This window comes from Streptomyces sp. cg40 (genome assembly GCF_050320165.1).
GTDB classification, from domain to species: Bacteria; Actinomycetota; Actinomycetes; order Streptomycetales; family Streptomycetaceae; genus Streptomyces; species Streptomyces hokutonensis.
Genome location: NZ_CP190128.1, coordinates 1 through 23,133, shown reverse-complemented (window position 1 = coordinate 23,133; position 23,133 = coordinate 1). Strand labels below are relative to the sequence as shown.

General features: G+C 69.9%; 23 protein-coding genes. 15 read left to right on the top strand and 8 right to left on the bottom strand.

The genetic code is table 11. The features are described 5' to 3' along the window. Positions 1-201 precede the first annotated feature (201 nt). Entirely contained in the window at positions 202-1,446 is a 1,245-nt protein-coding gene (locus ACQHII_RS00115; protein WP_427917176.1) for an ROK family transcriptional regulator, read from the top strand. A 50-nt stretch (positions 1,447-1,496) separates the two neighbouring features. Here the strand turns inward: ACQHII_RS00115 and ACQHII_RS00110 are convergent, their stop codons facing one another. Then, positions 1,497-1,805: a hypothetical protein gene (locus ACQHII_RS00110; RefSeq protein WP_427917175.1), complete on the bottom strand. Its 309-nt coding sequence runs from the start codon at positions 1,803-1,805 to the stop codon at positions 1,497-1,499. A gap of 94 nt (positions 1,806-1,899) precedes the next feature. Then, positions 1,900-2,712 carry an IclR family transcriptional regulator gene (locus tag ACQHII_RS00105; protein ID WP_427917174.1) on the bottom strand — a complete coding sequence of 271 codons (813 nt, stop codon included), beginning with the start codon at positions 2,710-2,712 and terminating at the stop codon, positions 1,900-1,902. A gap of 267 nt (positions 2,713-2,979) precedes the next feature. Here ACQHII_RS00105 and ACQHII_RS00100 point away from each other — a divergent pair, with 267 nt between their 5' ends. The 6 genes from ACQHII_RS00100 to ACQHII_RS00075 all read left to right on the top strand — a co-directional run bounded on the left by ACQHII_RS00100 (position 2,980) and on the right by ACQHII_RS00075 (position 9,216). Further along, complete coding sequence (locus ACQHII_RS00100) at positions 2,980-3,765, top strand: transporter substrate-binding domain-containing protein (RefSeq protein WP_427917173.1); 786 nt, start codon at positions 2,980-2,982, stop codon at positions 3,763-3,765. A 48-nt stretch (positions 3,766-3,813) separates the two neighbouring features. Further along, on the top strand, positions 3,814-4,557 hold the full coding sequence (locus tag ACQHII_RS00095) for an amino acid ABC transporter permease (protein WP_427917172.1): 744 nt from the start codon (positions 3,814-3,816) through the stop codon (positions 4,555-4,557). Further along, positions 4,557-5,207, top strand: a complete 651-nt coding sequence (locus ACQHII_RS00090) for an amino acid ABC transporter permease (RefSeq protein WP_427917171.1) — start codon at positions 4,557-4,559, stop codon at positions 5,205-5,207. The genes ACQHII_RS00095 and ACQHII_RS00090 overlap by 1 nt, the downstream gene beginning before the upstream one ends. After that, entirely contained in the window at positions 5,207-5,977 is a 771-nt protein-coding gene (locus tag ACQHII_RS00085) for an amino acid ABC transporter ATP-binding protein (protein ID WP_234467597.1), read from the top strand. The genes ACQHII_RS00090 and ACQHII_RS00085 overlap by 1 nt, the downstream gene beginning before the upstream one ends. 52 nt (positions 5,978-6,029) lie before the next feature. Beyond that, the gene (locus tag ACQHII_RS00080; protein ID WP_427917170.1) at positions 6,030-7,040 is read left to right on the top strand and encodes a sugar kinase; all 1,011 of its coding nucleotides are present in this window, start codon (positions 6,030-6,032) and stop codon (positions 7,038-7,040) included. Positions 7,041-7,842: 802 nt separating this feature from the next. Then, the gene (locus ACQHII_RS00075; protein ID WP_427917169.1) at positions 7,843-9,216 is read left to right on the top strand and encodes a GntP family permease; all 1,374 of its coding nucleotides are present in this window, start codon (positions 7,843-7,845) and stop codon (positions 9,214-9,216) included. Between the two features lie 241 nt (positions 9,217-9,457). Here ACQHII_RS00075 and ACQHII_RS00070 read toward each other — a convergent pair whose 3' ends face one another. Next, positions 9,458-10,036 carry a TetR/AcrR family transcriptional regulator gene (locus ACQHII_RS00070; RefSeq protein ID WP_427917168.1) on the bottom strand — a complete coding sequence of 193 codons (579 nt, stop codon included), beginning with the start codon at positions 10,034-10,036 and terminating at the stop codon, positions 9,458-9,460. Positions 10,037-10,124: 88 nt separating this feature from the next. Between ACQHII_RS00070 and ACQHII_RS00065 the strand changes: the two genes are divergently transcribed. After that, on the top strand, positions 10,125-11,006 hold the full coding sequence (locus tag ACQHII_RS00065; RefSeq protein ID WP_427917167.1) for an SDR family oxidoreductase: 882 nt from the start codon (positions 10,125-10,127) through the stop codon (positions 11,004-11,006). Between the two features lie 343 nt (positions 11,007-11,349). Here the strand turns inward: ACQHII_RS00065 and ACQHII_RS00060 are convergent, their stop codons facing one another. Further along, positions 11,350-11,730, bottom strand: a complete 381-nt coding sequence (locus ACQHII_RS00060; protein ID WP_427917166.1) for a winged helix-turn-helix transcriptional regulator — start codon at positions 11,728-11,730, stop codon at positions 11,350-11,352. 116 nt (positions 11,731-11,846) lie between these two features. Here ACQHII_RS00060 and ACQHII_RS00055 point away from each other — a divergent pair, with 116 nt between their 5' ends. The 4 genes from ACQHII_RS00055 to ACQHII_RS00040 all read left to right on the top strand — a co-directional run bounded on the left by ACQHII_RS00055 (position 11,847) and on the right by ACQHII_RS00040 (position 15,586). Then, positions 11,847-12,773, top strand: coding sequence for an NADP-dependent oxidoreductase (locus tag ACQHII_RS00055; protein WP_427925186.1), 927 nt, complete (start codon positions 11,847-11,849; stop codon positions 12,771-12,773). Between the two features lie 245 nt (positions 12,774-13,018). Then, entirely contained in the window at positions 13,019-13,342 is a 324-nt protein-coding gene (locus ACQHII_RS00050) for an XRE family transcriptional regulator (RefSeq protein WP_427925185.1), read from the top strand. Then, positions 13,342-15,021: a helix-turn-helix domain-containing protein gene (locus ACQHII_RS00045; RefSeq protein WP_427917165.1), complete on the top strand. Its 1,680-nt coding sequence runs from the start codon at positions 13,342-13,344 to the stop codon at positions 15,019-15,021. Before ACQHII_RS00050 ends, ACQHII_RS00045 begins: the two co-directional genes overlap by 1 nt. Position 15,022: 1 nt before the next feature. Continuing rightward, positions 15,023-15,586: a transcriptional regulator gene (locus tag ACQHII_RS00040; protein WP_427917164.1), complete on the top strand. Its 564-nt coding sequence runs from the start codon at positions 15,023-15,025 to the stop codon at positions 15,584-15,586. Positions 15,587-15,703: 117 nt separating this feature from the next. Here ACQHII_RS00040 and ACQHII_RS00035 read toward each other — a convergent pair whose 3' ends face one another. Both ACQHII_RS00035 and ACQHII_RS00030 read right to left on the bottom strand, forming a co-directional pair. Next, complete coding sequence (locus tag ACQHII_RS00035) at positions 15,704-16,420, bottom strand: hypothetical protein (RefSeq protein ID WP_427917163.1); 717 nt, start codon at positions 16,418-16,420, stop codon at positions 15,704-15,706. A gap of 10 nt (positions 16,421-16,430) precedes the next feature. After that, entirely contained in the window at positions 16,431-16,727 is a 297-nt protein-coding gene (locus ACQHII_RS00030) for a hypothetical protein (RefSeq protein WP_427917162.1), read from the bottom strand. Between the two features lie 737 nt (positions 16,728-17,464). Between ACQHII_RS00030 and ACQHII_RS00025 the strand changes: the two genes are divergently transcribed. The 3 genes from ACQHII_RS00025 to ACQHII_RS00015 all read left to right on the top strand — a co-directional run bounded on the left by ACQHII_RS00025 (position 17,465) and on the right by ACQHII_RS00015 (position 19,839). Continuing rightward, positions 17,465-18,040: a nucleoside 2-deoxyribosyltransferase domain-containing protein gene (locus ACQHII_RS00025; RefSeq protein ID WP_427917161.1), complete on the top strand. Its 576-nt coding sequence runs from the start codon at positions 17,465-17,467 to the stop codon at positions 18,038-18,040. 384 nt (positions 18,041-18,424) lie between these two features. Continuing rightward, positions 18,425-18,553, top strand: a complete 129-nt coding sequence (locus tag ACQHII_RS00020) for a hypothetical protein (protein ID WP_427917160.1) — start codon at positions 18,425-18,427, stop codon at positions 18,551-18,553. Between the two features lie 323 nt (positions 18,554-18,876). Beyond that, the gene (locus ACQHII_RS00015) at positions 18,877-19,839 is read left to right on the top strand and encodes a hypothetical protein (protein ID WP_427917159.1); all 963 of its coding nucleotides are present in this window, start codon (positions 18,877-18,879) and stop codon (positions 19,837-19,839) included. Here the strand turns inward: ACQHII_RS00015 and ACQHII_RS00010 are convergent. Both ACQHII_RS00010 and ACQHII_RS00005 read right to left on the bottom strand, forming a co-directional pair. Further along, on the bottom strand, positions 19,832-19,978 hold the full coding sequence (locus ACQHII_RS00010) for a hypothetical protein (RefSeq protein ID WP_427917158.1): 147 nt from the start codon (positions 19,976-19,978) through the stop codon (positions 19,832-19,834). The genes ACQHII_RS00015 and ACQHII_RS00010 overlap by 8 nt on opposite strands. A gap of 172 nt (positions 19,979-20,150) precedes the next feature. After that, positions 20,151-22,658 carry a Helicase associated domain protein gene (locus ACQHII_RS00005; RefSeq protein ID WP_427925184.1) on the bottom strand — a complete coding sequence of 836 codons (2,508 nt, stop codon included), beginning with the start codon at positions 22,656-22,658 and terminating at the stop codon, positions 20,151-20,153. Positions 22,659-23,133: the final 475 nt, after the last annotated feature.

The window sequence follows — 23,133 nt, the reverse complement described above, 5'->3', positions numbered from 1 at the left end:
GCCCCAAGCTCGGCGCCGCCCTGCGCTGTCTGGCCGTCATGGCCGGATTTGGTGGGCGTTAGCTAAATCCATTTGATGGATGAAGTCAATGCTTCGAGTATGTAAACTTCCGTCACTGGCGGACCCGCCGGAACGCCTCCCGAAGGCCGCGCGGCCGGGCCGGGGAGAGCGGCTCACACAGGGGGCACAGGTGACTGACAGGTGACGACGCTCAGTGGTACGAACCTGCCGCGCGTCGGCGGCTACAACCAGGCCGTCGTACTGGACGCCATCCGGACCACGGGACAGGTGAGCCGGGTCGAGCTGGCCGAACTCACCGGCCTGACCAACCAGACCGTCTCCAACGTCGTCCGCAAGCTCCTCGACGCCGGACTCGTGGCCGAATCCGGCCAGGCCCCCTCCAGCGGCGGCAAGCGCCGCACCCTCCTGACCATCCGGGCCGACGGAGCCTGTGCCGTCGGCGTCCACCTCGACCCCGACGCCGCGGTGATCGTCGTCGTCGACCTGGCCGGAGAGGTGATCGGCGGACGCCGGCTCCGGCTCACCGACCCCGGGAATCCCGCCGACGTCGTGGAGCGGGTCGCGCGCGCCGCCGGACGACTGGTCGACCGCACCGGCGTCGACCGCTCACGCCTGCTCGGGCTCGGCATCGCCGCCCCCGGACCGCTCGACGGCACCACCGGCGCCGTCGTCTCCCCGCCGAACTTCCCGGGCTGGGGCCGGGTCCCTCTCGCGGACATGTTCGCCGAGGCCACCGGCCTGCCCGTCGCCCTCGACAACGACGCCACCGCGGCGGCCATAGGCGAACGCTGGATCGGTGGCGCCGACCGCGCGGGCAGCTTCCTGTTCATCTACTTCGGCACCGGCATCGGCGCCGGAATCGTCCTCAACAACACCGTGCTGCACGGCGATTCGGGCAACGCCGGCGAGTTCGGCCACATGGCGGTGGACCCCGGAGACCGCGTCTGCCAGTGCGGCGCCCTCGACTGTCTCGGCCCGTACGTCAGCCCGCCCGCGATCATCGACGACCTGCTGCGGCTGCACGGCCCAGACGCCGCCGACCGCCTCGGCCTGAGCGGCACGCCCGACTCCGTCCACCACGACTGGAGGGCCCTGCGCCGTGCCGCCCGCGGGGGCGACCCCGACGCCTGTGACGTCGTACGCCGTGCCGCGCGCCGGATCGGGGAGGCCGCGCGGGGCGCCGCCAGCCTCCTCGACGTCAGCCGGGTCGTCCTGGGCGGCGAGGCGCTGCGCGGCATCGAGCCGATCATGCGGGAGGAGATCGAGACCGCCGTCAACCGCACCTCCGTCGCCCGTACGATTCGCTCGGTCACCGTCGAGCAGAGCGTCATCGGGGACACGGTGGGCGCGGTGGGTGCCGCGTCGCTGGTGCTGCACGGCAACTACGCGCCGGGGTGGCGGATGCTGACGGACACCTCGGGGTGACATACCGGCGGCGGTAGGCGAGGTCGGCCGCGCAGGCCGTCGTGGAAGTCCTACGGCGCCCGGGTCGGCAGCTCGATCCGGACGATGGGCCCAGCGGAGATGTCGTCGGTGTCCAGGACGACGAAGCCGCTGAGGTCGCGCGCTGTGATGATCCCGTGGTGGGCGGCGTGGAAGGCGTGGCTGTTCTCGTGCACCGTACAGGCGTTGACATGGTCGAAGGAGTGGCACGGGCCGCCGGTGAACCGGCGGGTGGTGTCGGCCGGGGCTTCCCTGCGCATGGCCCCGATCCCGGTGCCCGCCTCCGGGTCCCAGGCGACCAGGGGGCTGCCCGCCGTCGTCCGGGCGGAGGGCGCCTGCACGCAGTCGGGCCCTCCGGCCGTACGGACCGCCCCGACTCGCCGATGAGATGCGAGGGTTGGGGTGGAGGCGTAGAAGGGGTGACTGCCGTACCTGTCACCGGGGTGTCGGAGCGGTTCCGCCCAGGGCGTCCGTGAGGGCCCGGGCCGTCTCGATGACCTGCCGGCTCATCTCCGTGAGGCGGTCGTGCGTCACGCGGGAGGCCGGGCCGGAGACGCTCACGGCGGTGGTGACGGCCCCGCTGTGGTCGAAGACGGGCGCGGCCACGCAGCGGATGTCGAGTTCGTTCTCCACGTCGTCGACGGCGTACCCGTGCTCACGGATGCGGGCGAGCTCGGCCCGGAGCTGTTCGGGTGAGGTGATGGTGGCCGGTGTGCGGGCGGGCAGTCCGGCCGCGATCGTCCGGTCGACGACGTCCTCGGCGGCGTGGGCGAGGAAGGCCTTTCCGGTCGCCGTGCAGTAGGCGGGCTGACGCCCGCCGATCCGGGAGTGCATACGCACGGCCTGGGGGCTCTCCACCTTGTCGATGTAGACGATCTCGGGGGGATCGAAACTGACCAGGTGCACAGCCTCACGCGCGTCCTGGGCGAGCTGGTGCAGCAGCGGCGCGGCCGTGCGCCGGATGTCGAGGCGTTCCAGGTAGAGCTGCCCGAGCAGGGCGTTCTGTGGCCCGAGTCGGTAGTGACCGGTTTCCGGGTCCTGGTCCACCAGCCGTGTGTCCCGCAGCGGGCCGACGAGCCGCAGCACCGTGCTCTTGCTCATCTGAAGGCCGGTGGCCAGGTCGGTGAGCGAGGTCCCGTGCGGATGGCTCTCGTCGGCGGCCAGGTGCATGAGGATGCTCAGCGCGCGCCGTAGGGACGTCGAGGCGTTGCGGCGGGCGCCGGGTGCGTCGGGGGAGTCAGAGGTCACGCGCCGCACCTTACCGTACTGCATTGCAAAACGGTATGTCACATATTGAAATCTACCGTTGACGGCCGCCGGACTCCGGGCTAATTTCCTCGCAACGCAATGCGGAACATGATTCTGCATTGCAAAACGTTCTTGCGATGTGACCGGTGATCGACGGCGATCCCCTTCTCCGGCCCCCGCGGCCCACCCCCAGAACCCTCCCGGAAGGGAACGCGTGTGATGAGACTTCGTCACGGTACCCGCACTCTGATGTCGATTTGTATCGGTGTGACCGCTGTCGCATCCCTGGCCGCCTGCTCCTCGGCCGCCGGCACCACGGCCACGAACCAGTCCTCGACGCTCCAGGACGTCATCAAGCGCGGCACCCTGAACGTCGCCAGCTGCCTGACGTTCCCGCCGTTCGGCTCGACGGACAAGAACAACAAGCCGCAGGGCTTCGACGTCGACGTCGCCACCGCCATGGCCACCGCGCTCGGCGTCAAGGTGCACATCGTCGACACGACGTCCGCCAACCGCATCCCCAACCTCCAGACCAAGAAGGTCGACGCGGTGGTCTGCAACTTCACCACCACCGCCGAGCGGGCCAAGCAGGTCGCCTTCAGCGACCCCTACATCGTCGCGGGCGAGGTGATGCTGGTGAAGAAGTCCAGCGGCATCTCCACCCTGAAGGACCTCACCGGCAAGACGGTCGCCGTCACCAAGGGATCCACCAACGGCGACGCGGTCAAGGCCGGCAACGCCAAGGCGAAGATCCAGGAGTACGACACCTCCTCCGCCGCCGTGCTCGCCGTCAAGCAGGGCCAGGCCGACGCCATGGTCGAGGACTCCAACTTCCTCAACTACCAGGCCAAGCAGGACTCCTCACTCAAGGTCACCAAGGACTCTGTCGTGCCGCTGGAGTACAACGGCATCGGGGTTCCGCTCGGCGACGCCACCTGGCTGCAGTGGGTCAACACGTGGCTGCGGGAGTTCAACACCTCCGGTCAGGCCAACACCATCTACAAGAAGTGGTTCGGCGTCGACCGCGTCTTCCCGCTCAACCCGTCCTACTGAGTCCCGGCCGGGCGGCGGCCTGCTGCCGCCGCCCCGTGGAGGAGTCCCATGTTCGTTGACTGGACCTACGCCCTCCGGGACTGGGCCACCTATCTCGACGCGGCCTGGCTGTCCCTGAAACTCTCGCTCGAAGCCTTCGCGCTCGCCTTCCTCCTCGGCCTCCTCGGTGCGCTCGCCCGCAGATCCCGCCACGCGGTACTGCGCGCACCCGCCGCCGTCTACGTCGAGGTCATCCGCAACACCCCCGTGCTGCTCCAGATGTTCGTCGCCTACTTCGCGCTGCCGTCGGCCGGTCTGCGGCTGAGCCCGGTACAGGCAGGTGTCCTCGCGCTCGGCGTGAACGTCGGCGCGTACCTCACCGAGATCTTCCGCGCCGGCATCCAGGCCGTCCCGCACGGCCAGCGCGAGGCCGCCCGGGTCCTGGCCCTCAACCCGCCGCGCACCTTCGTGCACGTGGTGCTGCCCCAGGCCCTGCGCAACGTCTACCCCGCCGTGGTGAACCAACTGGTCCAGATCATCCTGGGCTCGTCACTGCTGTCCGCCATCTCCGTCCCCGAACTCACCGGCACGGCCATGGTCATCAACTCCCGCACCCTGCTGACCGTCCAGGTCTTCGGCATCGCCGCGGTGCTCTACCTGGTCCTCACCAACGCGGTCGTCCTCGTCGCCGGGCTCGTCGGACGGGTCGCGTTCAAGCCGCCGCTGCGTCCCGCCGCGCGGACCCGCCCGCTGGACGCCGTACGCCGTCTGCTGCCCGCGCGTTCCCCGCGTCCCGTCCGGAAGGAGGCCTGATGGACTGGTCCGTCATCTGGTCCAACCGTGAGCTGTACGTCTCCGGCCTGTGGGCCACCGTACTGCTGTCGATCGCGGCGATCGCCACGGGAACGCTGCTCGGACTGCTCGTCGCCGCCGTACGCACCAGCCGCATCCCGGTGCTGGCCCAGCTCGCCCGGGGCTATCTGGAGGTCTTCCGCGGCACGCCGCTTCTGATCCAGATGCTCTTCCTCTACTTCGGAGCGGCCTACCTGGGACTCGTGGGCATCACCGTCTTCGGCGCGGCGCTGCTCGCCCTGACCCTCTACCAGGGCGCCTACATCGCGGAGATCTTCCGGGCCGGCATCGAGGCGGTGCCCCGCGGCCAGTGGGAGGCGGCGCGGGTGCTGGGGCTGCCCCGCATCCAGACCTTCTTCAGCGTCGTGCTCCCACAGACCCGGGCGATCGTCCTTCCGCCGCTGGTCGGCCAGTACCTCTCCCTCATCAAGGACACCTCGATCGCCGTGGTCATCGGCTATGTGGAACTCGTCCGCCAGGGGCAGGCCGTCATCGACCGGGTGGGCGCCCCGGGCACGTCCTACCTGGCTGTCGCCGTCCTCTACTTCGTCATCTGCTACCCGCTGTCGCTCCTCGTGCGGCACATGGAGCGAAAGGCCCTCACCGCATGATGATCACCGACCCCGCCACCGCCCGGAAGACGGTGACCACCTCACGGATCTCGCTCTCGGGCGTGCACAAGCGCTTCGGCGAACTGGAGGTGCTCAAGGGAGTCGACATCGACGTGGAGCCGGGCGAGGTCGTCGTCCTGATCGGCGCCAGCGGCTCCGGCAAGAGCACCCTGCTGCGCATCATGTGCGACCTGGAGCGCGCGGACGACGGGGAGGTCTGGGTGGGCGGCGTCCCGCTGCACGACCGCAAGCGCGCCCCGGAGATCTTCGGCCACGTCGGGATGGTCTTCCAGCAGTTCAACCTCTTCCCGCACAAGACCGCGCTGGGCAACGTCACACTCGCCCTGCTGAAGGTCAGGAAGCTCGCCCGCGCCGAAGCCGAGGAACGCGGCCGGGCCGCCCTGGCCCGGGTCGGACTCGCGGACAAGGCCGACTCCTATCCCGCGCAGCTCTCCGGCGGCCAGCAGCAGCGCGTCGCCATCGCCCGGGCCCTCGCCATGGACCCGGCGATCATGTTCTTCGACGAACCGACGTCCGCCCTCGACCCGGAACTCGTGGGCGAGGTCACCGGTGTCATGCGCTCCCTCGCCGAGGACGGCATGACCATGGTCGTCGTCACGCACGAGATGCGCTTCGCCAAGGACACCGCGGACCGCGTCGTGTTCATGGACGGCGGTGTCGTCCTCGAACAGGGCCCGCCCGAACAGGTCTTCGGCAGTCCCGCCGAGCAGCGCACCCAGCAGTTCCTGCACCGTGTCCTCGACACCTGAGATTCCTCCGGCCGACCGACACGCACCCTGAACACCCGCAGAAGGAACCTCCGTGCTCACCCCTTCCTCCTTCCCCCGTCCGCCCTCCGGCTCCGCGGCCGGGACCGACGTGGTGTGCGTCGGCGAGACCATGGCCGTCCTCGGCCCCTCCGACGCCGGGCCTCTCGCGGATCAACGGGCACTGGCGCTGGGCGTGGGCGGGGCGGAGTCCAACGTGGCCTGTGCCCTGGCCGGCCTGGGGCACAGGGCGGCCTGGCTGAGCCGGGTGGGCGACGACCCCTTCGGACGTCGCGTCCTGGCGGACCTCGCCGGCCGCGGCGTCGACGTCTCCGCGGTCCAGACGGACCCGGACCGGCCGACCGGCGTCTACTTCAAGGACCCCGGCCCCACAGGCACCCGTACGTACTACTACCGCCGGGACTCCGCGGCCGCCGCCATGGACGTCGGCCTGGCCGGCCACCCGCTGCTGCGCGGAGCCCGCGTACTGCACCTCTCGGGCATCACCGCCGCACTCTCGGACAGCTGCGCGGAACTGGTCACCCATCTCGTCGCGCGGCGTACCGTCGCGGGCCCGTTCGTCTCCTTCGACGTCAACCACCGCCCGGCGCTGTGGCGTCGGCACCCGCACGCCGCCGCCCCGGCGCTCCTGGAACTGGCCCGCGGCGCCGACCTCGTGTTCGTCGGGCGTGACGAGGCCGAGAGCCTGTGGGGTACCCGGACGGCCCGGGAGATCCGCGAACTGCTCGGCCCCGGCCGGGCGTTGGTGGTGAAGGACGCCGGGCACGGAGCGACGGCGTACGGCACGGACGGTGCGGAGACCTTCGTCCCCACCCCGGCCGCCCGCATCGTCGAACGCGTCGGAGCCGGTGACGCCTTCGCCGCCGGCTGTCTCTCGGCACTCCTGGAGGGCCGTACCCCGACGCACGGACTGCGCCTGGGCCACCTCCTGGCCGCCGCGACGCTGAGCACCCGCGAGGACGTCCCCGCGGTTCTGGCCCGGGACACCCTCGACGGCCACCTCGCACTCGACGACGTGGCTTGGTCCACCCTGTCCATGACCTGACACACCGGCACGGCCGACGCGGCACTGCGCACCTCGGCTCCGGCAGCCGGCGCCGAACGGCATCGTCCGGGGTTGTCGTCCGGGCCAGTGCCCGCGGCTGGCTCTGTGGGCACGGGCCAAGGGGCCCGCTGCCCTTGCCAGGTCGTTGTCGCTGTCGAACTCGACGCCCTGGGAGCGCGGTTCGCGTCGGATGGTGGCGTGGTCGGCGGACGAACCGTTGTGCACCGGACTCTGTCCTGGGCCGGCGGAGAGGGGGGTGGGTGCCTTCGGGGGTGACGGCCGGCTCGGTGGCCGTCTGGGTATGTCCTACCCCCTGTCGGCCGCTCGCCTCCGCAAGTCCGAAGGCAGAGGCCAACTCCACCGGGTTTCCAGCGTCCTTGAGTACCGTGAACCCCTCACCGGAGCCGATCACTTGAGGATGGCGAAGCGTGGCAGTGAGCGAGGCGGCATCGGCGTGCACCTTCGTCGTGGCGTCGGTACAGCAGGCCGTCGCCCCCGGCGGGGTCTCGGAGGCCTCGGTCGGCGTCACGCCCAGCAGCGAGACGACCGCACGGCCCGGCGGGGACAGGTGCGGGTCGCCGTGGACCGCGACGCCGGCCGAGTCGGGTCCGCGTTCGAGGACCTGGCCCGGCATCGCGGTCAGCAGTTCGCCGAGCCGTGGTTCGAGTGCGGGCTCAGGCAGATGGAGCCCCGCGATTGCGTACATCTCAGGTTCCTTCGGACAGCGGCGGAGGCGGGAGGTGGTCGGAAGGCGGTCGGGTAGCGGTCGGGTTCCCAGGGGCCGACCGTGGTTTGTCGGTCGATGAGCTTCTGGTGTTTGGGGTCGGTGAGGTACCGGCTCGCTCCGGTCCCGGTGTCGGTCGCGGCTGGTGAGCCCGTCGACCGACTGGCGGGTTCCGTCGAGGACGGCGCCGGCGGCACCCTTGGTGACGTGGGGATCACTCTGGCTCTGGGTGCCATGCTCGGGCGTCTCCTGTCCGACTCGGGTGCCACCGATGCCGTCGCCCGCGCTCTGGTCGACCGCTCCAGCACCCGGAAGCTGCCCTGGCTGGTCGCGGTCGCCGCGTTCGTCATCGGCGTCCCGATGTTCTTCGAGGTCGGGCTCATCGTGCTGCTGCCGCTGATCTTCAGCGTGGCGCGGAGACTGGAGGCCCAGGGCGGCACGAAGGGCTCTCCGTACGTGCTGCTCGGCGTGCCGGCCATCGCCGCCCTGTCGACGCTGCACGGCATGCTCCCGCCGCACCCCGGACCGCTCACCGCCGTGACCGGTCTGCACGCGGACCTCGGTCTGACCATGCTCGTCGGCTTCGTCTGCGCCGTCCCGACCGTGATCCTGGCGGGCCCCGTCTACGCCCGCTGGATCGCGCCCCGTCTCCCCGACGTCCGCCCGGACGCCGCTCTCGTCGCGCAGTTCACCGGCGCCGGGCGCCGTACCGAGAAGGAATCGGCGGTTGCCGTCACGGCGGTCGGCGGTCCCGGCGCGCAACGGCGTACGGACGTCGAAGCGGGCTCATCCGTGCCGACCGCCCTGGCCGTCACCGCGGTGCTCGTCCCCGTGGTCCTCATGCTGCTGCGCACCCTCGCCGAGACGATGCTGGACGAGACCAACTCGGTGCGCTCCGTGCTGACGTTCACCGGCGAGCCGGTCGTGGCCATGCTCGCGGGACTCCTCTTCGCCCTCGCCCTGACCACCCTGCGCACCGGGCGGCCCGCCGAGGAGGTCCGCGAGTCCCTGACGGACAGCCTCAGGTCCATCGCCGTGATCCTGCTCATCATCGGTGGCGGTGGCGCGTTCAAACAGGTTCTCCAGGACTCCGGCATCGGCGACGCGATCGCCGCCGCGGCCAAGGGAGCTCATCTCGACGTCATCCTGCTCGGCTGGCTGGTCGCACTTCTGCTGTCGACGACCACCGGCTCCGCCACTGTCGGCATCGTCTCCGCGACCGGCATCGTCGCTCCTCTGATCCACGGAGGAGGCCTGGAGGCCTCACTGCTCGTGGTGGCCGTCGGGGCGGGCTCCCTCGGGCTCAACTACGTGAACCACGCCGGGTTCTGGCTGGTCAAGGAGTCCTTCGGCATGGATCTGGCCCAGGCCACGAAGACACAGACCGTGGTGCAGACACTGGTCAGCGTGCTCGGTCTGGGCATGGCACTCCTGCTGTCCGTGTTCGCGTGATGACCACGGCCCGGTCGATGGGTTGTGCGGCCGGGCCGAAAGGGAAGGGGTGCTCGGTCGGGCGGTGCATCCGAGGGCGGGCGTCCAGGTTGGCCGTCTGCGTGAGGGCAGCCGCTTGCACCGGTTGGTGAAACGTGTCGCTCCGGCAGGGACCGGGAGCGTCGCCACCTGCGCCTGTGGTGGGTGCCGCCGTGATTGCCGCCGTGGGCGGCCTGCTGGCGGTGGACCGTTGCGGCGTCGGTCAGCCCAGCGAGGCGGTTGCCGCGCGGAGGTCCTCCAGGGCTGCCAGTGCGTGTGGCGCGAGCCCTTCCGTGTCGTCGCGGTCGCTTTCGGACCACTGGGCGTAGCCGCGTTTGAATGCGAGGACTCCCAGTTCGCCGGCGAGGTGCGCGGTCGGGTCGGGGACGCCGCGGGCGATGAGTGCGGTTGTCATGGCGGCTGCGAGACCGACGCTCTTGAGGGTGTCGCGTTCCTGGAGTTCGGTGCTGGCTGCCACGGCGGCTTTGATGCGGGGGCCGAGTTCGCGGTTGGCCGGCCCCATGGCGCTCGATGCGCGCTCCAGGCCGGCTGCCACCGCCTGAAGCGGGCTGGCGTCCGCGGGGGCTTCGGTGATGCCGTCGGCGAGCAGCCTGCTGAGGGTCTCCTGGCCGGCGACCAGCAGCTCGCGCTTGTCGGAGAAGTGCCGGAAGAAGGTGCTCTTGGTGACGCCGGCGCGCTCGGCGATCTGCGCCACCGTGGTGGCGTCGTACCCCTGCTCGGTGAACAGGTCGACGGCGGCGACGACGAGTCGCTGGGCCGCGCCTGGTTGCCATCTGGCCATGGGACCAGGATAGGTGATGGGACTCCTGTCCCGTCACCGGTGTAGGGTCAGTGACGGGACAAGAGTCCCATCACTTGAGGGAGAGCTCATGCATGTCTTCGTCACCGGCGGCACCGGCACCATCGGCTCCGCCGTCGTCGCGGAACTGCTCGCAGGCGGCCACAGCGTTCTCGCACTGGCCCGCTCGGACGGCTCCGCACAGACCCTTGCGAGCGCCGGCGCCGAGGTGCTGCGAGGAGACCTGGCGGACCTCGACGTCCTGCGGTCCGGCGCCGCGCAGTGCGAGGGCGTGATCAGCCTGGCGTTCGGACGCGACTACAGCAGCCCGGACGCGCTCGCCCGGGCCATCACCGAGGAGAGCGCCGCCCTCGCCGCGCTGGGGCGGGAACTCATCGGAAGCGACCGCCCGATCGTCACGGTCTCGGGTACGCCCTGGGTACCGGGCCGTGCCTCCACCGAGGCCGATCCGCTGCCGACCGACGGGCCGGTGGGCGGTCGGGGCCGCTCCGTCACGGCGTTGCTGGATCTCGCCTCGCGCGGTCTGCGCAGCACGGCCGTCCGCATGCCGCGCACCGTCCACAACGAGGGGCAGGGCGGATTCGCCGGCCTGCTGGTCGAGGCGGCGCGCCGTACCGGAGTGGCCGGATACCCGGGGGAGGGCACCCAGCGCTGGCCGGCCGTGCACGCGCTCGACGCGGCGGTCCTCTTCCGCCGGGTCCTCGAGTCGGCTCCCGCCGGGACGTCCTGGCACGCCGTCGGCGACGAGGGCGACGCGGTGCGGGACATCGCGACCGTCATCGGCCGGCGACTGGGTCTGCCGGTCGAACAGGTCCCGGAAGAGAACTTCGGCCCGTTCGGCCCGATCTTCGCGATGGACCAGCCGGCCTCCAGCGCCCACACCCGCGAAGCCCTCGGGTGGCGGCCGGCGCACTCCGGCCTCCTGAAGGACCTGGAGAACATCCAGCCCTGAGGCACGCCCCTCGCCTTCGGCGTCCACCGGCTCGTGCGCGGGTTCCTGCGGGTCGGACGCCGGGGCATCGGATCCCGGTCATCGTGTCGTGTTCCGCCTGGGCGAACCCGCGACGGTGGACCTTGGCGGCATGCTCCTCGGCGTCACTGCCGTGACCACCGGCCGCGGCCGGGAGGAAGCCCCGCCCGCTCCTGGAAGCACACGGCCGCTTCGGCAGCCTTTCCCTGCGGCCCTTCTCCTGCGGCCTTTCCCTGCGGCCTTTGGACACCTTCCCCGCTCCCGGCCCCGCCACGAGCAAGGCCGACACGACGGGTCGAGGATCTGCGCTCCCCCGGCGGGGGCCTCAGCCGTTTGGGGCGACCGGTTCGGGACCGGCGTCGAGCGCGTCGAGCACTGCTTCGCCGTTCGCCCTGGCCCACTCGGTGAGCGTGTGGATCGGACCGATCAGGGTTGCGCCGAGCGGGGTGAGTTCGTATTCGACGCGGGGCGGCACCTCGGCGTAGGCGTGGCGGCGGACGAGTCCGTGCGCTTCGAGCCGTCGCAGTGTCTGGGTGAGCATCTTGCGGGAGATGCCGCCGATCAGATCGATCAGCTCGCCATGGCGGACCGGGCCCCGGCTGAGGCCGTAGAGCACGACCGCCGTCCACTTGTCGGCGATGAGTTCGACCGTCAGACGCGCCGGACAGTCGGCGAGAAAGCCGGCACCGGGAACGGGACCGCTCATGGCGTCAAAGGTACCGGCACCTGGGGTACCTGCGGGTTCCTGTCGGAAACCTAGCCTGGGGTTTCCCCCCTTCCCGAGCTTCCCGAGTTTCCCGAGCCAGGAGAGTCATGCCAGTCATGCGAGTCGTCACCCAGCAGACGCTCGGCGGTCCCGAGGTGCTCACGATCGTGGACGCGCCCGAGCCCCGGCCCCTCCCGACCGAGGTCCTCGTCCGTGTCAGGGCGATCGGGCTGAACCCGCTGGAGGCGCGCCTGCGCGCCGGGGAGTTCCCGCTGCTCGGCCGGCCGCCGTTCGTTCTCGGCTGGGACATCAGCGGCGTCGTCGAACAGGCGTCGACCTGGCGGTTCAGGCCCGGTGACGAAGTGTTCGGAATGCCCCTGTTCCCCCGGGCCGCGCACGCCTATGGCGAAGCGGTGTCCGCTCCGGCGCTGCACCTGGTGCGCAAGCCGGCGTCGCTCTCGCACGCGGAGGCGGCGGCGCTGCCGGTCGTCGGGCTGACGGCATGGCAGGGCCTGGTCGACCTGGCGGGTGTGGGTGAGGGCGACCGTGTCCTGGTCCACGGCGGTGGCGGCGGGGTCGGTCACGTCGCGATCCAGATCGCGAAGGCGCTCGGCGCGCAGGTGATCGCGACCGCCGGCGGGAGCAAGCGGGAGTTCGTCGAGGGGTTCGGCGCCGACGAGGTGATCGACTACACGGCGGTCGACTTCACCGAGGCGGTCCGCGGCATCGACGTCGTGCTCGACACGATCGGCGGCGACACCGCCGAGCGCTCGCTCCGCGTGCTGCGCCCGGGAGGCCACCTGGTGACGGCGGTCGCCGAGGAGGACGCGGAGCTCATCGCCCGCTACGAGGCGGCCGGGATGCGCTTCAGCGGCATCGCGGTCGACCCGGATCCGGTCGCCCTGCGCGGTCTCGTCGACCTCGTCGAACAGGGCAGGCTCCGGGTCCATGTGCAGCAGACGTTCCCCTTCGAGCGCGTTGCCGACGCGCACCGGCTGCTCGAGGCCGGCCACCTGCGGGGCAAGCTCGTCCTCACCGTCTGATCCCGATGATCCCGGCGCGAGGCCTCGCGCCGGGTCTGGGACCTGCGTGCCCGAAGCGCCGCCACGGGTCGATCGGGCCGATGACGCACAGGCACTCCCCGACGGGTCCGCACGGCCGTCGCCCAGGACGGCACGCCCGCCGATTCGACGGCACCGGCACCGCCGTCACGCCTGGCGGCACCGGACACGCGAGGTTGCGGTATTCGCATCAAAAGTGCGTATCCTGTATAATCCCTGCTGTGGGTATGGCCTTGGACGAGCGGGTGCGGTCGGCGGTCGCCGCGCTCCTGCATGCGACGGGCGAGTCGCAGGTCGATCTCGCGGCCGCGCTGGGAGTCAGCCAGGCGCAGGTGAGCCGCCGCCAGTCCGCAGCAGCCGCGTGGAGCCTGGCAGACTGCGACATCGTGGCCGCGCACTACGGAATCGACGTCCTCGCACTCCTTGCCGGCCCCACCCGGGCCATGGAATCCCTGCCCGCACACCGCCGCCGCACCCCCGGCCGCACCCCGGCCCAGTCCCGGTCCCGGTCCCGCCGGACCGCCGGCGCCGTACAGGACGGGGGAGCCTGATGGCGGACTTCGAGGCGATCGATGCCCTGCTCGCCCTCGCCAAGCAGGAAACCCCCTTGCCGCCCGTCGAAGAGCGCCGCCCTTTGCGGGAGGCACTGAACGTCTCACGCGCCCGGCTCGCGCAGGCTCTGGGGGTGGGCGTGTCCACGGTGGGGGGCTGGGAGTCGGGACGCGACCCGAGCGGCGACGTACGGGAGAAGTACGCGTACTTCCTCGAGGGAGCCCGCACCAGACTGGCCCCCACCGCAACCACCGCAACCACCGGCACAGAGCCCGCCGCCGAACTCCCGCAGGAGCCGGCGCAGGCCGAGCCGGACCCCGCGGCAGCCACGGACACGGACCCCGCCACGGAGCTCCCGCAGGAGCCGGCGGAAGCCGACGAGCCCGCCCACCCCGCCCACCCCGACGACCTCGTCGGCCTCGTCGGCCTGGACGACGTCGATGAGCTGGCGGTCCCGCGGCCGTGCGTGCTGTGCGGGCAGCCCGCCCGCCATCAGGTCGAAGGATTCCCCCAGCACCTGGACCCCGCCGACTGCAACCCCGCCCGGACCGTCCCCGCCGCCCAGCCCGTTCCCACCGCTCAGCCTGTTCCCGCCGCCGAACCCGCCCCCAAGCCGGCCGGTCGCACCGGAACAAGGCGTCCGCCGACCGTGCACCAGCCGGTGCGGCAGGCCGGACGCGGCGTGAAGGTCGTGCCGGTCGGGCGCCGTATGCAGACCGCCGACACCCCGGACCTGATCGCCTCCGCCGTCACCGCAGTCCTCGCCCAGCACGCCGGCGATGTCGAGGCAGCCACCGCGGCGTTGGTGAAGCGGGCCATCCCGGACGCCATGATTTTGCTGGACCACACCCGCAAGGGCGGCCGCTACGACGTCGTCGCGCACCCGTGGCTGCCCGACGTGCTGCGCAAACAGACCGCTCGCGGTGCCGACCAGGTCTGGGAGGCCCGCCCCAAGTGGGCCCGCCCCGAACTCCCGCCCGGCGTGCACGAGGTGACCGCCCTCGACATCAACGGCGCCTACCTGTCCGCACTCAAGACCCACCTCCCGCTCGGCCAGCTCGAACACTCCACCGGCGATCTCCACGACCGCCGCCGCGCCGGCATCCACCTGATCACCCCGCCCGCCTGGAACCACGACACGGTGCTGCCCAACCCGATCGGCAACCGCGACGAGGCCGGCCCCCTGTGGATCACGGAGCCGACCCTGCGCCTGCTGCTGCGGATCTCCAGCCCCACGTACGGACTGTGCGAGCCGCCCGTGATCCACGAATCGTGGACCTCGGGCGCCACCGAAGGCCTGCTGGAGAAATTCCGCATCACCCTCAAGGACGCCCGCGACACCGCGATCGCCGACGGCGACGACGTCACCCTCGAATACGTGAAGGCGATGTATTCGAAATTCGTTTCGACCATGGGGGAGTCGAATTACAACCGGGAGCTGTACCGCACGGACTGGATGCACCTCATCCGCTCCCAGGCGTTCGCGAACCTGTGGTGGAAGGCCCACCGTGCCTACGACGAGGGCCTGATGGTGGTGCGCGCGATGGGCACCGACGAGCTGCACGTGGCGGGCGACTGGCGCGCTATCTTCCCCGAAGGCCGCGGCGTCACCGAGGTGAAGGTCAAGGACGTCTACGCCGTCGGCCACGCTGACCCCGCGACCCCGGAAGAGGCCTGACATGCCCGAGCGGAACATCGACTTCGGCAAGTTCGGCGCGCGCGGCATCAAGGGCCACGAGGCCGTCGCCCGCCAGCTGGACGCCCTCGCCGGCTACATCGCCACCCCGATCACCGCCCGGCGAGGTCTGCTCGCCCGCCTGCACTACCTCACCCGCACCGACCACGCCCAGGCCGCCGCTCGTACCGCCGGACTGACCGTCACCGGCCGCACCCTGCGCGCCTGGCTGAACGGCACCCGCACCCCGTCGCGGAAGAACCTCGCGGCGATCGAGCAGGCGTACCGCACCGTGCGCCGCGAGAACGTCGCCAGCTACCTCCTGGCACGCCTCAACCGCGGTACCCGCGTGGAGATTCACCCGCTCAACCAGTCCCAGGTCGACCGCCCCTACCAGCGGGCGGTGGAGTACCGGGCGCTGACCGTCCGTCACTGGGACCGGATCGTCGCTGCGTGGGCCGCCGGCGACGACCAGGAGCTGGACGACGCGTGGGTCGACCAGGTTGTCGACCTCGGCTCCCAGTGGGGCCAGTACGAGTACGTCACCAACATCGGCTTCGCGGCATGAGTACGCTCGGCAACCACTTGTGATCCACACCAGCAGGGCCCCGCACACGGTGCGGGGCCCTGCTCCATGTCCGGCAACGACCGTGACGACCCGCCCCCGACGTGTCGAGATGCCCCTCTACGCGGCCATGCCCACGTCGGTGCTCTTGGGGCCGGACCCCTTGAGGGGGATGTCGGCCGTGGGCTTCTCCTTGGTCTTGCCGTGCATCTCCTGGAGGGCCTTGAGTCGCTTGGTCTCCGCGTCGGCGTGGGCCCGGTCCGCTGCGGCGAGCCACGGTTCGAGGGCTGCCGGGCTGGCGACGTAGCAGGCCTTGAGGAAGGCGATGGTCTGCCTGCGGTCGACGGGCAGCATCTCGCCCTTGATGACGCGGCGGGTGGTGCTGCTGGGCAGCACGCCGATCTCGGATATCCGTTCCATCTCGCCGGGGGTGGGATAGCCGGCCCACACATGCTGGCGGCGCAGGTCCCGGAGCAGGTCAGCCCGTGTGGAGATCAGATCCGGGTCGGGGGCGCTGGGAACGTAGTACGGGGCCCGGGTGTCCCGGCGGGCGCGGATCCACAGCTCCTGGCCGCGGTTGATGGCGGCACTGAGGGCCGCGACGGTCATCTCCTTGCTGGTGGAGGTCGTGGCGATGAAGGCCGAGACGGTCTCCCAGGAGGGCACGCAGTTGCCGGAGGCGGCCCGCTCGAACGTGGCCTTCGACGGAATGCCGTTGACCTCCAGGGCCATCTGCTCGTAGGTCTGGCCGGACCGGGCCTTGCGCTCACGCAGGAAGTCCGCGAGCTTCGCGCGTGCGGGAACGGTGCGGTTCACCGGCTTCTCGGGGCGTCCCATGCCGGTCACCTCAGTTCCCCGCGCTGAAGTAGGCGCGGATCATGCGGCTGATACGCCCGGCCCTGCTGCCGCCGACCACCGCCATCGCGACGACGGTGGCGCCGGTGGTACCGGCGCCCGCGAGGAGCAGCAGGACATCGCCGACGTTCATGCCCGAAGGGGCGAGGAAGGCCGCAGTGACGACGAACACGACGATGACGACCGCCTGCGGCATGCCGAACCGGTCGACAGAGGTCGTGGTGCTGGTGCCGGCCGACGCCGGCGCGGTGGCCGCGGCGCTCGCCGCGGCAGTGGGCTTCCCACCCATGTGCGTATCCCCTTACGTACCGTCCGGCGATCAGGAGATCGCCGGACGGTGCTACTTGCTCCAACCGGTGTCGATCTCCCGTGCGCCTGGCGAGAGTTGGCGCTCTCGACGCGTGGGAGACCTGCTGCCCACAGGGTCTCAGCCTCTAGGGCATGTGTGAGCGTCGGTAAATCGTTGGCTCACCAACGCTCCAAAGCTCCGCCTGTGACCTGAGTCACACGCTGACAGCCACGGACGAGTGGGTGTGGGTATGGCAAACAGGAAGATCGAAAGGCGTCGGTGCAGATCGTGGCGCTGCACCCTGCCCTAGCATGCGGCGGGTCCTGCGGTTCCCCTTGCCCCGCAATCTTTACTCGGAGAAACGTCCTATAAATGTACAAGGGCGTCATGACGGGACATGAGTGTGCTGACCTGCGTTGATTCAATTTCGCACCGCCCGTGATCTGAACGCCGTAGAAAGTCCAGGCACTATCGAAGTCAGCACACGGTGGGCCCAGGCAAACCGTGGCGCCCTGATTGCTACTGGCTCCAACCGGCACGCACCAGGGAAACAGGGACGGTGTTGGCGCACCTCCCCACGTGAAGCCGATCGCCTATGCCTCCACGGGCGGGCATCGGCTTCACCTGTATTGCGTACGTATCCGGACCAGTAAACGCCGACGGTGCGCGCTTCCGCTGCGCACCGCGATTTGCCCTACGCGGCGGGTCTGCGGGGCCGCTTTCGTACGCTGACGGGCGTGACGGATGAACTCCAGCGCCTGGCCGACGACCTGACCGCCGACTACCTGCACGGCCGCTGGCGGCCGGAAGCGGCCGAAGAACACCGCGCCCGCATCCTGTTCGCGCAGGCCGGCGTCGACGGCGGCCTGGACGGACTGGCCGCCGGCGGGATCCTCGCCGCGACATCCATCGAGCAGATGCTGCGCCCCCACCCGGAACTCGGCTCCTGGCGGCTGGCCCCGGTGCTGCGCGCCTACCCAGGCGGCAGTCCCGAGGCGCAGGCCCTGGTGCGCGATCTGCTGGACGCGATCGCGGTCGACGGCTTCCCGCTGCTGCCGCCCCGCGCCCTGCGCTACATCGAGGCCCCCGCGCACTACGACGGCGAGGCCGCCTCGCTCTTCCTCGCCGGCGGCATCACCGGATGCCCCGACTGGCAGCGGCGCGCCGTGCTGCAGCTGGACGCGATCGGCTCCCCGGCCGTCGTCCTCAACCCGCGCCGCGCCGCCTTTCCGGTCGGGCAGGCGCAGGCGGCACGGGAGCAGACCGTGTGGGAGTACGAGCACTTGTGCATCGCCGACGTGATCCTCTTCTGATTCTGCGCGGAGGCAGTCCAGCCCATCGCCCTGTACGAACTCGGGGCGCACGCCGCCCGCGGCACCCGGCTGGCGGTCGGCGCCCATCCCGCGTACCCGCGACGGCTGGACGTTCTTGAGCAACTGCGGCTCGCCCGCCCGGACGTGACCGTCCACGACACGCTCCAGGCCACCGTCCGGGCCGCCGCGGAACTCCTGCCGGCCACCCCCAGCACCCTCCGAGCTCTTGGCGCAGCGGGCCCTGCAAGACAAGCCAACCTCGGATCGCAGACGAGGTTGTTGAACTTGAGCGTCTCGACGGCGTGCTTCGCCTCGATGGACTTCACCGCGGAGGTGACGTCCTCGATCTCGCCCTTGACGCGGTTGGGCATGGCGACCATGTAGATGACCTCCTTGACGATGTTCGCCTCGGGTTCCTTCTCCTTGTGCTCCTTGTACTTGGTGAGCGAGGCGTTCGAGGACATGCCGGAGAAGGCCTCGACCTTGTTGGACGAGACGATCCCCGAGCTGTAGGACTCCTCGCCGTAGGACGCCGACGGCCCGGAGAACGAGGCGGTGCAGATCGTGCCCGTCGGCCGGGCGGGAACCACGCGTTGCTTTACGTATCGGTTCTGAATGTCCACAGGCTCGGTTGTTCCGCCCGTCGTCGCCGAAGGTGACGGACTTGCCCCGCCGACTCCTGCTTCCGCAGGGACAAGACGCTGGACGACAAGAGGGACCAGTGGCTCCTACTGGCATTCCGAAGGCGAGGTAAAAGCCTACATAATAGGTCAAGACGGCCCGCAAGTCCGCATACTCGGGCGGAAGCCTGCACTCCGGCGCTACGCTTTTCGGTCATGAACGCGAAACTGGTTTCTGCGAACCACGTGGACCGGTTCTTACGAGCCGCGTACAACCGAGGTGAATACCCCAACCCCATCGAGCACTCGATGGTAGACCTCATAATGGGTGACGCTGGGCTCCCGGTAGGTTATCGCTACGGAAACAGCACCACAGCCATGGTCAACACGGTGCTACGAGACGGCCTCTTCACTCCTGAGTGGAACCGAAAGCGCAATTACATTGGCAAGCTCATATGGACAGATTTTGGCTTGCGCCGCATCGAATGGCTACTGGAGCAAGGGCAGAGCAGAGTCGCGCTGCACGACCATCTGTACACCAGTCTGGTCACTTGGGCCTACATGCCCGCTTCCAAAAGGTACGTGAGTCCTTCCGACTTCTATTTCACCGACGATTGCTGGTTCGCAGGGATCAGGGTTCCCCAAAATGTCGTCGATCTAGCTGTGAGCTACCTTGCCGAGGAAGGTCTACTCGAACACGGCCCTAAGGTGATAGGCCGATTGACCGTCCGAACGACCAGCAAGGGGATCCGCTTTCTTCATTCCAACCAGACTGTGAGGGATTTCGTGACCGCTGCCTCTCAACCGCCGCCTCGCGACAGCGTTACGAACCACTTCAGCGGCATCTATGTCGGTGGGAGCGTGGACCATGCCAACCTGGCGAGCGGTAATCAGAACTCTCAGTCCATCAACCAAGGTGTGAACAGTGATGCCTTGGCGTCTCTCGTCAGTCAGCTCCGGCAGGTGGCGCCAGCCTTGGGGCTGCATGCGACCGAAGCCGAAGACCTGGCTGAGGAGGTTGACGCACTGGAACGTGAGGGAACCGAACCGAGCCGTGGCCGAAGGATCTGGCGTTCGATCATGCGCATCCTGACGCCTGCCGTCACCACGGTCATCACGGCAGACGCCGAGCACGCCGTCAATGCGGCAATCGAGGCGGGCACCGATCTGTTCAGCTGACTTGGTGGTGCCAGGACGACCTCGTCGTCCGCGACACGGGTCTGACGTCGATGAGTTCGTCGTCCTGGAGGTCGGCGGCCTTCGGCTGGTGACCGAGCGCGAGGACCAGCGCCTGGTGGTCCTGTTTGGCGAGATGCACGCGACTGCTCGCAGCAGCCGGATCAAGCTGGCAGACGGCGATCTGGAAGGGAGCAAAGACCTTCGCGACCGTAGCCACTGCGGGCCACGGCGTCCTGGCTCTGTACACCCACACATGACCACGAAGCCATGATGACGAGGGGGGAAACCGTGAACGGTTTCCCCCCTCGTCATCATGGCCCGCCCTCCAGCACCCATTCCAGGCCGAGCGCGGCCAGCTGCGCCCGCCGCTCCGGGCTCAACTTCGCGGCCCGGCGGCGGGTGTTGTCGAGGAACGCCCCGAGTTTGTACGGCTCGCCGTCCACGACTTCGACGTGCTTGCGCGCCGGCCGCAGATGCCCCTCACGGGCATGGAACTGCTGTGCCGCCGCGATGTTCGCGGCCCACCGGGCGTCCTGCGACCGGACCGCGCCCGCGATCGACTCGCCCTCACCCAGGTGCTCGACTCCGACCGTGGTCAGGAGGTACTGCTGCGCGGGCGTCAGCCGTTCCCATCCGGTCCGCTGCCCGGCGATCCACACCCCCAAGTCCTCGCCCTGCACGATCAGCTGACCAGGTCCAGCAGGGAGCGCGCCCCCGGTCTGGACGTGGGCGAGGGTGAGCCGGTAGCAGCGCTGCCAGCCGATCTCCCACGCCGGACACCACCCCGGATCCACATCCGCGAGCGCCTCCAGACGGCCCGCTGACAGCTCTCCAGCGGCCGGGACGCCCGTTTCCCCCGCCTCGCGCAGCTCGGCGTTCTCCGCCGCCTTCCTGGCCGCCGCCCGCTGGTTCTTGGCCCATACCCCGAGCGGGAAGTCGTCCCAGACGACGGAGGCCGCGGGGAGGAAGTGCCCGTGGACATCGGCGTACGAGCGGGCCACGGCGAGGCCGGCGTCCCACGCGGACGCCTGCACCGACCACACCATCCCGAGCGCCTCCAGCTCGATGACGCGGGAGGCCTCCAGGGTCCCGGCGGCGTAGTACCGGCGCTGATCCGCGATCCACGCCCCGAGCGGATGGCCGCCGATCGCGGGCCAGTCCTCCGGGGTGACGTACGTGTACGGCACCCGCAGCTCGCCGTTGCCGCTCTCGCGCCGCCACCGGGTCGCCGCCTCGATGCCCCGCCGCCAGTACGCAGCTTCCGGGTCGATGACCCGCAGTCGTACGAACTGCGTGAGCGCGGCGGGATCGCGTTCCTCGCTGAACCGGAGCACCCCGGCCGCCGCCGCGCCCACGCGCACGGCGTCCTGCTCCTGGCCGTCCTCGTCGTCCTGTTCCGGCTCGTCGTCCTGGTCGAGGTCGTCGTCCTCGCTCGCTGCGGCACGGCTGTTGCGGACGCGCGGATCGGCGAGGGCCTCGATCGTCTCGGAGTCGTGCGCCCGGAGCGCCCCGAGGATCTTCGCGAGGGTCCCGTAGGCATCCGAGGTCAGTAGTTCGTTCGCGTCCTCGTTTTCCCCGAGGAATACAGGAACGATCAGCGTGGCCAGTTTCCCGACTCCCGGACGCATCCGCAGAGCGCGCCCGACCATTTGCACGATGTCCACCATCGAGCCACGCGCGTCCGCGAAAAGAACCGCATCGCACTCAGCCGTATCGACACCTTCACCCAAAACCCGAACCGAGGAAAGAACCCTCAGCTCCGCGCGCACATCACGGCCCCCAAAATCAGGCCCACCAAGGAAATCGGAAGCGAATTCATCCAGCACGCTGCGGCGGTGCGCGGGCGCATGCTCGCCGTACAGCCACTCCGCCCACACCTGCTCGGCAGGCGGGAACGTCCCGGGGTCGTCCTCGGCGAGCCGGCGAGCCGTCACCGGCACCGAGGCCGCCATCGCCTCCGCCTCCCCGACCCGACTGTGGAAGCTGAGCACCCGCCGGAACCGCTCCTGGCTCGCCGCCCGCATCAACCCGGTCTGCACAGCCGCCAGCCGCGCCCCGCGCACGGCGTCGGAGCCGGTCGCCTCGGTCGTCAGCGCGGCGTACAGCTCGGGGTCGCGGATGTCCAAGCAGAGCACCTGATACGGCGCCACCAGACCCATACGGATCGCCTCGGACAACCGGAGCTTGTACGCGACCGGGCCGAAGACCGGCGAGTCCTCGTCCATCGACGCGACCATGCGCGGCCGGTCGCCCCCCGCCTCCCACACCCGCGCGGTGGCAGTCATGTACAGCCGACGCACGGCAGGAATCTGCGCCTGGTCGTGCACGGCGGCCCAGGGCTTGCCCGCGTCCCCGCTGACCCGGTGGGCCTCGTCGACGACGATCAGGTCCCACACAGGGAGGCCTGCGGCGTGCGCGCGCTGGAGGGTGCCCATGCCGACCGAGGCGTACGTCGCGAACACCGTCACCGTCTCGGGGCCGGCCGTCCACGCGACGAGCTCGTCGGGGTCGGTCGTGCACGGCACACCCTGGCTGTCCGCGCCCCGCAGGGAGCAGACGCCGATCATCGCGCCGTGACGGCCGCCCTTCCGCCAGGCAGCGGTCATCTGCAACAGCAGGTCCAGAGTCGGCACCAATACCAGCACCCGGCGAGCCGAAAGCCGATTCGCCGACTCCACACCGATCAGGGTCTTACCGGAGCCGGTAGCGGCGATTACCTGAGTCCGCAGACCTCCCGGATGAATACCCTTTCCGGGTTGTTCTGAGAGATTCTTCAGCACCGAATCAACGCCCTCGATCTGGTGCTGCCGAAGAATCATACGCGTCATTTCTGCTCCATTTCTCACGCCAATATCGATATGATTTTCAAATCCAACGAATCGGAATCACTCCGAACGCTACCCTGAAGAGCTACTGAGTCATCATCCCAGAATCTATCCACTCTCAAGGAGTGACGCACACCAGTGTTCAGTGTTGACGGGAAGTGGTCGATCCTGAGGAGCGACGCGCGGTCGGGACGGCATGGTTCGTGTTGTGATGCCCCGTGAACACCTCCATCGCGGGGAGCGGTCGGCGCTCCATGAGCTGTGACGCACGTTCCACGCGATACACACCGCCCCTCCAGGCAGCTACTTTTGCCGTACCGGGGCGCGGAGCGCACCGGTACGGCCCGGGGCCGGCCGGAGGCTGGTCCCGCTGCCGGATCGCGGAGCGAGCCGGTGACCGGAACGGAGTTCCGGTCTTCCGTGCGGAGCACGGTGAGTGCCGCGTAGCGGCACCGCGTCGTGTCTGCGG

Coding starts and splice junctions, on each gene's coding strand:
- ACQHII_RS00040 (WP_427917164.1), top strand. CDS start 15,023: ATGCCCGAGCGGAACATCGACTTCGGCAAGTTCGGCGCGCGCGGCATC.
- ACQHII_RS00030 (WP_427917162.1), bottom strand. CDS start 16,727: ATGGGTGGGAAGCCCACTGCCGCGGCGAGCGCCGCGGCCACCGCGCCG.
- ACQHII_RS00035 (WP_427917163.1), bottom strand. CDS start 16,420: ATGGGACGCCCCGAGAAGCCGGTGAACCGCACCGTTCCCGCACGCGCG.
- ACQHII_RS00050 (WP_427925185.1), top strand. CDS start 13,019: ATGGCCTTGGACGAGCGGGTGCGGTCGGCGGTCGCCGCGCTCCTGCAT.
- ACQHII_RS00090 (WP_427917171.1), top strand. CDS start 4,557: ATGGACTGGTCCGTCATCTGGTCCAACCGTGAGCTGTACGTCTCCGGC.
- ACQHII_RS00055 (WP_427925186.1), top strand. CDS start 11,847: ATGCGAGTCGTCACCCAGCAGACGCTCGGCGGTCCCGAGGTGCTCACG.
- ACQHII_RS00005 (WP_427925184.1), bottom strand. CDS start 22,658: ATGATTCTTCGGCAGCACCAGATCGAGGGCGTTGATTCGGTGCTGAAG.
- ACQHII_RS00075 (WP_427917169.1), top strand. CDS start 7,843: ATGAGCTTCTGGTGTTTGGGGTCGGTGAGGTACCGGCTCGCTCCGGTC.
- ACQHII_RS00060 (WP_427917166.1), bottom strand. CDS start 11,730: ATGAGCGGTCCCGTTCCCGGTGCCGGCTTTCTCGCCGACTGTCCGGCG.
- ACQHII_RS00065 (WP_427917167.1), top strand. CDS start 10,125: ATGCATGTCTTCGTCACCGGCGGCACCGGCACCATCGGCTCCGCCGTC.
- ACQHII_RS00085 (WP_234467597.1), top strand. CDS start 5,207: ATGATCACCGACCCCGCCACCGCCCGGAAGACGGTGACCACCTCACGG.
- ACQHII_RS00020 (WP_427917160.1), top strand. CDS start 18,425: ATGACCTCCTTGACGATGTTCGCCTCGGGTTCCTTCTCCTTGTGCTCC.
- ACQHII_RS00015 (WP_427917159.1), top strand. CDS start 18,877: ATGAACGCGAAACTGGTTTCTGCGAACCACGTGGACCGGTTCTTACGA.
- ACQHII_RS00045 (WP_427917165.1), top strand. CDS start 13,342: ATGGCGGACTTCGAGGCGATCGATGCCCTGCTCGCCCTCGCCAAGCAG.
- ACQHII_RS00070 (WP_427917168.1), bottom strand. CDS start 10,036: ATGGCCAGATGGCAACCAGGCGCGGCCCAGCGACTCGTCGTCGCCGCC.
- ACQHII_RS00095 (WP_427917172.1), top strand. CDS start 3,814: ATGTTCGTTGACTGGACCTACGCCCTCCGGGACTGGGCCACCTATCTC.